The sequence below is a fragment of the Ideonella azotifigens genome, assembly GCF_006519715.1.
Taxonomy (GTDB): Bacteria; Pseudomonadota; Gammaproteobacteria; order Burkholderiales; family Burkholderiaceae_C; genus Ideonella; species Ideonella azotifigens.
Genome location: NZ_VIDT01000186.1, coordinates 1 through 8,648, shown reverse-complemented (window position 1 = coordinate 8,648; position 8,648 = coordinate 1). Strand labels below are relative to the sequence as shown.

At 66.9% G+C, this 8,648-nt stretch carries 8 protein-coding genes and 1 tRNA gene; 8 read left to right on the top strand and 1 reads right to left on the bottom strand.

Translation table 11 applies throughout. The features are described from left to right. The first annotated feature begins 87 nt into the window (after positions 1-87). From FKP22_RS13270 to FKP22_RS13245, 6 genes are all read left to right on the top strand, one after another. Positions 88-2,010, top strand: coding sequence for a tetratricopeptide repeat protein (locus tag FKP22_RS13270; RefSeq protein WP_141287962.1), 1,923 nt, complete (start codon positions 88-90; stop codon positions 2,008-2,010). A gap of 77 nt (positions 2,011-2,087) precedes the next feature. Beyond that, positions 2,088-2,624, top strand: a complete 537-nt coding sequence (locus FKP22_RS13265; RefSeq protein WP_141287961.1) for an outer membrane lipoprotein LolB — start codon at positions 2,088-2,090, stop codon at positions 2,622-2,624. A gap of 13 nt (positions 2,625-2,637) precedes the next feature. Continuing rightward, on the top strand, positions 2,638-3,612 hold the full coding sequence (gene ispE / locus FKP22_RS13260) for a 4-(cytidine 5'-diphospho)-2-C-methyl-D-erythritol kinase (RefSeq protein WP_141287960.1): 975 nt from the start codon (positions 2,638-2,640) through the stop codon (positions 3,610-3,612). Positions 3,613-3,651: 39 nt separating this feature from the next. Beyond that, positions 3,652-3,728, top strand: a tRNA-Gln gene (locus FKP22_RS13255). A gap of 137 nt (positions 3,729-3,865) precedes the next feature. Next, positions 3,866-4,828 carry a ribose-phosphate pyrophosphokinase gene (locus FKP22_RS13250; protein ID WP_141287959.1) on the top strand — a complete coding sequence of 321 codons (963 nt, stop codon included), beginning with the start codon at positions 3,866-3,868 and terminating at the stop codon, positions 4,826-4,828. Positions 4,829-4,929: 101 nt separating this feature from the next. Beyond that, the gene (locus tag FKP22_RS13245) at positions 4,930-5,550 is read left to right on the top strand and encodes a 50S ribosomal protein L25/general stress protein Ctc (protein WP_141287958.1); all 621 of its coding nucleotides are present in this window, start codon (positions 4,930-4,932) and stop codon (positions 5,548-5,550) included. 83 nt (positions 5,551-5,633) lie between these two features. Here the strand turns inward: FKP22_RS13245 and ald are convergent, their stop codons facing one another. Then, entirely contained in the window at positions 5,634-6,746 is a 1,113-nt protein-coding gene (gene ald / locus FKP22_RS13240; protein ID WP_141287957.1) for an alanine dehydrogenase, read from the bottom strand. A gap of 231 nt (positions 6,747-6,977) precedes the next feature. Between ald and FKP22_RS13235 the strand changes: the two genes are divergently transcribed. Both FKP22_RS13235 and FKP22_RS13230 read left to right on the top strand, forming a co-directional pair. Next, positions 6,978-8,402 (top strand): pre-peptidase C-terminal domain-containing protein, encoded by a 1,425-nt coding sequence (locus tag FKP22_RS13235; RefSeq protein ID WP_141287956.1) that lies wholly within the window; start codon positions 6,978-6,980, stop codon positions 8,400-8,402. 93 nt (positions 8,403-8,495) lie between these two features. After that, a partial coding sequence (locus FKP22_RS13230; protein WP_141287955.1) for a LysR family transcriptional regulator occupies positions 8,496-8,648 on the top strand: 153 nt, incomplete at its 3' end.

Here is an 8,648-nt window from a genome sequence, read left to right as displayed (position 1 = left end):
TCAGGTAATTCCGGCATGGGGGCCATTATCGGCAGCAATCCGGGCTTGACAGGCCGACACTAGAATCCTTCGGACTTTGGAGAAAAGATGAAGCTTCGTCCTGCCCGCCCGGTTTCCCGTCCCTCTACGGGTGTTCCGGCCTCTCCTGGTCTGCGTGCCTGGGCCTGGCTGGGTGCCGGGCTGCTGGCTGCCCTGCCAGCGCTGGCGCAGAACCGCAACGTGCCGGCCGATGCGCCACCGCCGGCTTCGGCACCCGCCTCCAGCCCCGAAGAAGCCGCGGCGCAGCCTGAGCCGGTGAACAACTCGCTGCTCGACGCGCCGATGTTCTACCAGCTGCTGATCGGCGAGATGGAAGCCCAGGCCGGGCGCGGCGGCAATGCCTTCGAGGTGATCCTGGACGCCGCGCGGCGCTCCAAGGACAGCGTGCTGTTCCAGCGGGCCATCGAGATCGCCGTGCAGGGCCGCTCAGGCGACCGTGCATTGGTCGCAGTGGAAGCCTGGCGCGCCACGCTGCCAGGCTCCACCGAGGCGGTGCGCACGCAGGTGCAGCTGCTGGTGGCGCTGGAGCGGCTGGATGAGCTGGCCGAGCCGCTGAAGCTGCTGGTCGAACAGGTGCCGCCGGAAGAACGCTCGGCGGTGATTGCCGGTGTGCCGCGCTTCCTCGGTGGTGCGCACGACAAGGCCGCGGTGCTGGGCTTGAGCGAAACAGCGCTGGCGCCGTTCGTCAACGCCGAGGGCACCCGCACGGCATCGCGCACCGCGCTGGGCCGGCTGGCGCTGGCGGCGGACCAATCCGAAAAAGCGCTCGGCCTGATGCGCCGCGCCAATGAAGACGACCCGAGCGCCCCCGGCCCCATCCTGCTGGCGCTGGACCTGATGGCCAGCCAGCCGCCGGCCGAGGCCGTGGTGCGTGCCTACCTGGCCCGGCCGGACGCGCTGGCCGCGCTGCGCCTGGCCTATGTGCAAGCGCTGGACCAGCGCCAGCGCATTGGCGAGGCAGTCGACCAGCTGAAGCTGGCACTGGCCCAGCAGCCAGAAACCTCACAGGCCTGGCTGACGCTGGGTGCCTACCTGGTCGAGCTCGGTGAACCGAAGGAAGCCATCAAGGCCTTGATCCGCTTCCTGGACAGCGCCGACGTGAAACGCGATGCAGCCGAGCGCGCCGCCAACGCCGGCCAGCAAGCCGCCACCACGCCCGCCGTCGGCGACGATGACGAGGACCACGAGGACCGGGCGCAGCGCCGCATCGACTACGCCTACCTGTTGCTGGCCCAGGCCAACGAACAACTGCGCCAGTACCCCGAGGCGCTGGGCTGGCTGGACAAGGTCGACCCGGATCGCAGCGACCTCGCACTGGTCAGCCGCCGCGCTTCGTTGATGGTGCACCAGGGTCAGCTCGACGCCGCCCGCAAGCTGGTGCGCGAAGCGCCGGTGCGCGGCACGCTGGAGCCGCGCACCCGCGTGCTGGCCGAATCGCAGCTGCTGCAGGAAGGCAATCGCTGGCAGGCGTCGTACGACCTGCTGCTGGGCGCCGTGCGCGCCGCGCCGGAAGACAGCGTGCTGATCTACGAACTGGCGATGACCGCCGAGCACCTCAAGCGCTACGACGACATGGAAGCGCTGCTGCGCCGCGTCATCACGATCAAGCCGGACGATGCCCACGCCTACAACGCGCTGGGCTACTCGCTGGCCGAGCGCAATGTGCGGCTGGACGAGGCCCAAACCCTGGTCGACAAGGCCGCGTCGCTGGCACCGGACGATCCTTTCATCACCGACAGCCTGGGCTGGGTGGCCTTCCGCCGCGGCGACACCGCCAGCGCGCTGCGCCTGCTGCGCCAGGCCTACAACGCCCGGCCACACGTGGAAGTGGCCGCGCACCTGGGCGAGGTGCTGTGGGCCGCCGGCCAGCGCGACGAAGCGACCCGCGTCTGGCGCGAAGGCCGCTCGCGCAACGGCAGCGACAACGAAGTGCTGCGCGACACCTTGCAGCGGCTCAAGGCCTCTTTGTGAGAGCCCCCAGACCTGCCGCTTCGCGTCAGGCCCCCCGAGGGGGTCAAGAAAACTCGGGAACGGCCCTTCGTTTCCTTGTGAGCCCGGCACCCTCCGGGCTGCGCCGCGCATGCCTGCTGGCCGCGATGGTGCTGGCGGGCTGCGTGAGCGCCCCGCCCGCGCCACCCGATCTCGGGCCCATCACCACCGGCCGCATGGTCGTGCGGGTGGCCGCCACGGCCAACCAGATCGCCAAGGCCGAAAATGCAGCGTTCGAGCTGGCTGGCACCGAACAACAAGGCCAGCTGAAGCTGCTGAGCCCGCTGGGCACGGTGGTGGCCGATGCGCACTGGCAGGCCGGCCAGGTCACGCTGCAGACCGGCGATGGCACGCGCCAGTTCGAATCGATGGAAGCGCTGGCCAGCGAAACGCTGGGCGAGGCGATTCCGCTCGGTGCGCTGCTGCACTGGCTGGCCGGCAAACCCTGGCCGCAGGCACCTGCCCAGCCCACCGCGCAAGGCTTCGAGCAGGCCGGCTGGCTGATCGACACCTCGGCGCTGGCCAACGAAGGCCTGCTGCTGGCCCGTCGCCCGGCCGCGCCAGCGCTGGAATTGCGCGTGAAGCTGGACCGCTGACCCCCGTTTTCGCATGAGCCTCCAATCGCTTTACGACTTACCGGCACCGGCCAAGCTGAACCTGTTCCTGCACATCGTCGGCCGGCGTGCCGACGGCTACCACTTGCTGCAGTCGGTCTTCCTGCTGATCGACTGGGCCGACACGCTGCACCTGGAACGCCGCACTGACGGCCTGCTGCGGCGCCATGACCTGACGACACCGCTGCCCGCGGACGACCTGTGCATGAAGGCCGCACGCGCGCTGCAGAAGGCCAGCGGCTGCACGCTGGGCGCCGACATCTCGGTTGCCAAGCAGCTGCCCTCGGGCGCAGGCATGGGCGGCGGCAGCTCGGACGCCGCCACCGTGCTGCTGGGCCTGAACCGGCTGTGGCAGCTCGGCTGGTCGCGTGCGCGACTGCTGGCGCTGGGCGCGACACTGGGCGCCGACGTCCCGTTTTTCGTTGGCGGGCACAACGCCTGGGTCGAAGGCATTGGCGAGCTGCTGACGCCCACGGCCCTGCCGGAACTGGAAAATGCCCACTGGGCCGTGGTCAAACCAAGCGCATCCATCGCGACCCCAGAAATTTTTTCCAGCCCTGAGCTGACACGCGATACAAACACTGCTACAGTAGCGGGCTTACTTGCTGACATTGAGCAGCGACGAAAAACAGACGAAAGTCAGCTGGGCAACCAGCAAACTGCGAGTCCATTTTTCGGCCGCAACGATCTGCAGCCTGTGGCCGAGGCCTTGTGCCCGGACGTGGGACGCGCAGGCCGCTGGCTGGATCAGCGCTTCGGCAACAGCCGGATGACGGGTTCAGGCAGCGCAGTGTTTGCGCAGGCCGGCAAGTACGAGAATTTTGGAAAAGGCGCAGGAAATTCACCTGTGGCGACCGGGCTGAATGGCCAGGTTCTGGGAGATGATGTCTTTCAGGATTTGCCAAACGGTTGGGTGGGTCGAATGTGCCGCGGTTTGCCGCATCATCCGCTGGTCGGGTGGGCAGACTGAAAAGGTTTGAGGGTGTGACCGTCAGGTCATGTCCTGTGTAGGGGAGTCGCCAAGTTGGTCAAGGCATCGGATTTTGATTCCGACATGCGAGGGTTCGAGTCCTTCCTCCCCTGCCAAATATTGCTTGTTCCGCGAACGCCGCGGATGCCTACTGCGCCTTCGGGCGCAGTTTGTGTTTTCAGAGCCTGCGTCCGCGCAGGTCTTGCCAGCATCTCTTCTGCCCGTGCCGCCTGCCCACCCTGGAGCCAATGACGTGCTGTTCAACACCGTCCTCTTCACTGGCAACGCCAATCCCGTCCTGGCCAAGGAGATCGCAACGCACCTGGGTGCGGAGCTTGGCAAGGCGTCCATCGGCCGCTTCTCAGATGGTGAAGTCACCGTCGAGATCCAGCAGAACGTGCGCGCCCGGGACGTCTTCGTCGTGCAGTCCACCTGCGCGCCGACGAACGAAAACCTGATGGAACTGCTGATCATGGTCGATGCGTTGAAGCGCGCCAGCGCGCGCCGCATCACCGCCGTGATCCCCTACTTCGGCTATGCCCGCCAGGACCGCCGCCCGCGCTCGACGCGCGTGCCGATCTCGGCCAAGGTCGTGGCCAACCTGCTGGAAACCGTGGGCGTCGAGCGCGTGCTGACGATGGACCTGCACGCCGACCAGATCCAGGGCTTCTTCGACATCCCGGTCGACAACATCTACGCCTCGCCGGTCCTGCTGACCGACGTGAAGTCCAAGAACTACAACGACCTGGTCGTCGTGAGCCCGGACGTGGGTGGCGTGGTGCGCGCCCGTGCGCTGGCCAAGCAACTGGGCTGCGACCTGGCCATCATCGACAAGCGCCGCCCGAAGGCAAACGTGTCGGAAGTGATGCACGTGATCGGCGAGATCGATGGCCGCAACTGCGTGATCATGGACGACATGATCGACACCGCCGGCACGCTGGTGAAGGCAGCCGAAGTGCTGAAGGACCGTGGCGCCAAGCACGTGTTTGCCTATTGCACGCATGCGGTGTTCTCCGGCCCGGCCATCGAGCGCATCAAGGGCTCGCACCTGGACGAAGTCGTCATCACCAACACCATTCCGCTGAGCGAAGCCGGCCAGGCCTGCAAGAAGATCCGCCAACTGTCGGTAGCCTTCCTGTTTGCCGAGACGATCCGCCGCATCTCGGACGGTGAGTCGGTGACCTCTTTGTTCTCGGAACAAAACAACAACTTCTGATCGCGGCCTCCGGGCTTCGATCCGTTTCGTGGCAGCCCCCGGGCTGCCTTTTTCGAATGGGGCAGCCTGGTCGCGGGCGCCCCGACTCATTGGAGAGATTCATGCAATTCACCGCTTTTGAGCGCAATCTGCAGGGGACCGGAGCGAGCCGCCGCCTGCGGAGCGCTGGCAAGGTTCCCGGCATCGTGTTTGGTGCCGGCACCCCCACCATGATCGAACTCGATCACAACGCCCTGTACTTCGCCCTGAAGAAGGAAGCTTTCCACTCGTCCATCCTGACGATGGAACTGGCCGGCGCGACCACCAAGGTCCTGCTGCGCGACTTCCAGATGCACCCGTGGAAGCAGCAAGTCCTGCACGTGGACTTCCAGCGCGTGGACGAAACCACCCGCCTGCACAAGAAGGTGCCGCTGCACTTCTCGGGCGAAGAAAACTCGGTGGCTGTGAAGACCGACAAGTGCGTGGTCAGCCACGTCCTGACCGAAGTCGAGATCGAATGCCTGGCCGTTCAGCTGCCGGAATTCATCGCCGTGGACCTGAACGGTCTGGTCAAGGGCAAGAGCCTGCACGTGTCTGACCTGGTCCTGCCGACCGGCGTCAAGGTCGTCACGCACGGCAAGAAGGATCCGGTCCTGGTGTCCGTCGCCGAGCCCAAGGTCGAAGAAGAAATCATCGTCGCCCCCGTGGTCGTCGAAGACAAGAAGGGCAAGAAGAAAAAGTGATCCCCTGCGGGATCCGCAACTTCTTCGGCTCGCCGACAAAAAGCCCCGCACTGCGGGGCTTTTTTCATGGGCGGCCGGCTGACTCAGAGCAGCGTATCGGCATGCGTCATTGGCAGGTTCAGCGCTGCAGCCACCGGCGCGCAGGTGACCTTGCCAGCGGCCACGTTCAGGCCGGCCTTCAGGTGCGGGCTCTCGCGCATCGCCTGCTGCCAGCCCAGATCGGCCAGCGCCAGGCCATGGCCGATGGTGGCGTTGTTCAGCGCGAAGGTCGAGGTGCGGGCCACGGCGCCGGGCATGTTGGCCACACAGTAGTGCACCACGTCGTCGACCACGAAGGTCGGCTCGGCATGCGTGGTGGCATGCGAGGTCTCGAAGCAGCCGCCCTGGTCAATGGCCACATCCACAAGCACCGCGCCCTTTTTCATGCAGCGCACCATCGGCCGGGTCACGAGCTTGGGCGCCGCGGCGCCGGGGATCAGCACGCCGCCGATCACCAGGTCCGACTCCAGCACCTTTTCCTCCAGCGCCTGGGCGCTGGAATACAGCGTCTTGATGCGGTTGCCGAACACCAGGTCCAGCTGGCGCAGCCGCTCGACGTTCTTGTCCAGCACCGTGACCCGCGCGCCCAAGCCCACGGCCATCTGCAGCGCGTGCGTGCCGACCACGCCCGCGCCAATGATCAGCACGTGCGCCGGCTCCACGCCCGGCACGCCGCCCAGCAGCACGCCCATGCCGCCCTTGGACTTTTCCAGGTGCGCAGCACCCGCCTGGATGCTCATGCGGCCAGCCACCTCGCTCATCGGCGCCAGCAGCGGCAGGCCGCCTTGCGGGCCGGTGATGGTCTCGTAGGCGATGCAGATGGCGCCGGAGCGCAGCAGCGCGTCGGTCTGCTCCGGGTCCGGTGCCAGGTGCAGGTAGGTGTAGAGGATCTGGCCTTCGCGCAGCATCGCGCACTCGGCCGGCTGCGGCTCCTTGACCTTGACGATCATCTCGGCCCGGGCGCAGACCTCGGCCGCGTCCTTCAGCAGCGTGGCGCCAGCGGCAGCGTAATGCTCGTCCGCCAGGCCGATGGACGCGCCCGCGCCACTCTGCACGAACACCTCGTGCCCGCGGGCCGCGAACTCGCGCACGCTGGCCGGCGTCAGGCCGACGCGGTATTCATGGTTCTTGATTTCCTTGGGTACACCGACACGCATGGCTTGTCTCCTATGTTTGTGTTGGGATGAAGGCCCATTTGGAAACAGCCGGGCGCGCTTGACCAGCGGCATTGCCAAGTCTCCAGCCGCATTAGCGGCGCTGATGCAGCGCTGCGCGCTCCGGCGCTGTTTCTCTTCGATGCAAATTTCCCTCGCGATGCGGGGCTGCGCAAGGCGCTGCGGTGGCTAGCATCGCCGACCTATCCACCCCACACAAGACAAGGACATTGCATGCGCCGCCCGACCCTTCGCTCCGCCGCCCTGACGGCCACCGCCCTGCTCTGGCTGATCCAGCCGGCAGCGGCCGCCACGGCAGAGCGAACCAGCTTCCCGCGCCTGGAGCTGGCCGAAGCCGATGCTTCCGGCCAGCGCGCCATCGACCTGCTCGGGTCCAGGCTGGATGAAGTGGCCGCCTGGTACCGCCGCAGCCCTCAGGCCTTCCGCGAAATGCTGCTGCGCGACCCGCTGATGCGCCTGGACCGCCACGGCCGGCTGTACGCCGTTGACGAGCTGGAAGCCCCACTGATCGCACCGGCGGAAGAAGCCAGCCTCGCCGCCACCGCCACGCCCACCACGCTGGACAAGACCTTCAAGCTGCACAGCCTGAAAGGCGCCAAGCGCATGCTGTACCTGGACTTCAACGGCGCCACGCTGACCGGCACCGCCTGGAACAGCAACGGCAACACACTGACCGCCCAGCCCTTCGACATGGACGGCAACCCGGGCACGTTTTCCGATGCCGAGCTGGAACGCATCCAGTACATCTGGCAGCGCGTGGCCGAAGACTACGCCCCCTTCGGCATTGACGTGACGACCCAGGAGCCGGCCGCCGACAAGCTGACCCGCGCCAGCACCGACGACCAGATCTACGGCAGCACTGTGGTCATCACGAACAACAGTGGTGTCTACAACTGCTCCTGCGGCGGCGTGGCCTACGTGGGCGTGTTCGACAACGTGGGCGACTTCTACAAGCCCGCGCTGGTGTTCTGGAACATGCTCGGCCCGAGTGGCGAGAAGTACGTGGCCGAGGCCATCTCGCACGAAGCCGGCCACAACCTGGGCCTGAGCCACGACGGCAATGCCACCAGCGGCTACGACACCGGCCACGGCAGCGGCGCCACCGGCTGGGCCCCCATCATGGGCGCGGGCTACTACCAGCCGGTCACGCAGTGGAGCATCGGCGAATACAGCAGCGCCAACAACCAGGAGGACGACCTCGCGGTGATCGCAGCCAACGGCGGCACGCTGCGCAAGGACGACCACGGCAACACCACCGCCAAGGCCACGCCGCTGACCGTCACCGCCAATGGTGTGACGCTGACCGTGTCCGGCCAGGGCGTGATCGAGCAGCGTGGCGACAAGGACGTGTTCTCGTTCACCGCCGGCGCCGGTCCGGTGTCCATCACCGTCTCGCCGGACAGCCGCGCGCCCAACCTGGACGTGCTGGCCAAGCTGATAGACGTCAATGGCACGCTGCTCTTGAAGTCCAACCCTGTGGACGCGCTGGGCGCGACGCTGAGCTTCACGCTGCCGGCTGCCGGCACCTACTACCTGCTGATCGACGGCATCGGCTTCGGCGATCCGCTCACCAACGGCTACAGCGACTACGCCAGCATTGGCCAGTACAAGATCAGCGGCACCGCACCGGCGCCCTGAGTCCCGCGCCCGGCACTGCGGGCAACACCTCTGCAGGCGCGGCAGCGACGCCGCTACATTAGCCAGACTGATGAACGCCCTGTCCCGCCTGAGATGAACGTCCTGGACCCTGCCGGCCTGGACTGCCTGGCCGCGCTGGCCGAGGCCGGCAGCTTCGAAAAGGCCGCGCAGTTGCTGGCCATCACCCAGTCGGCCGTGTCGCAGCGGCTGCGCTCGCTGGAGAGCCACGTTGGCCACCTGCTGGTG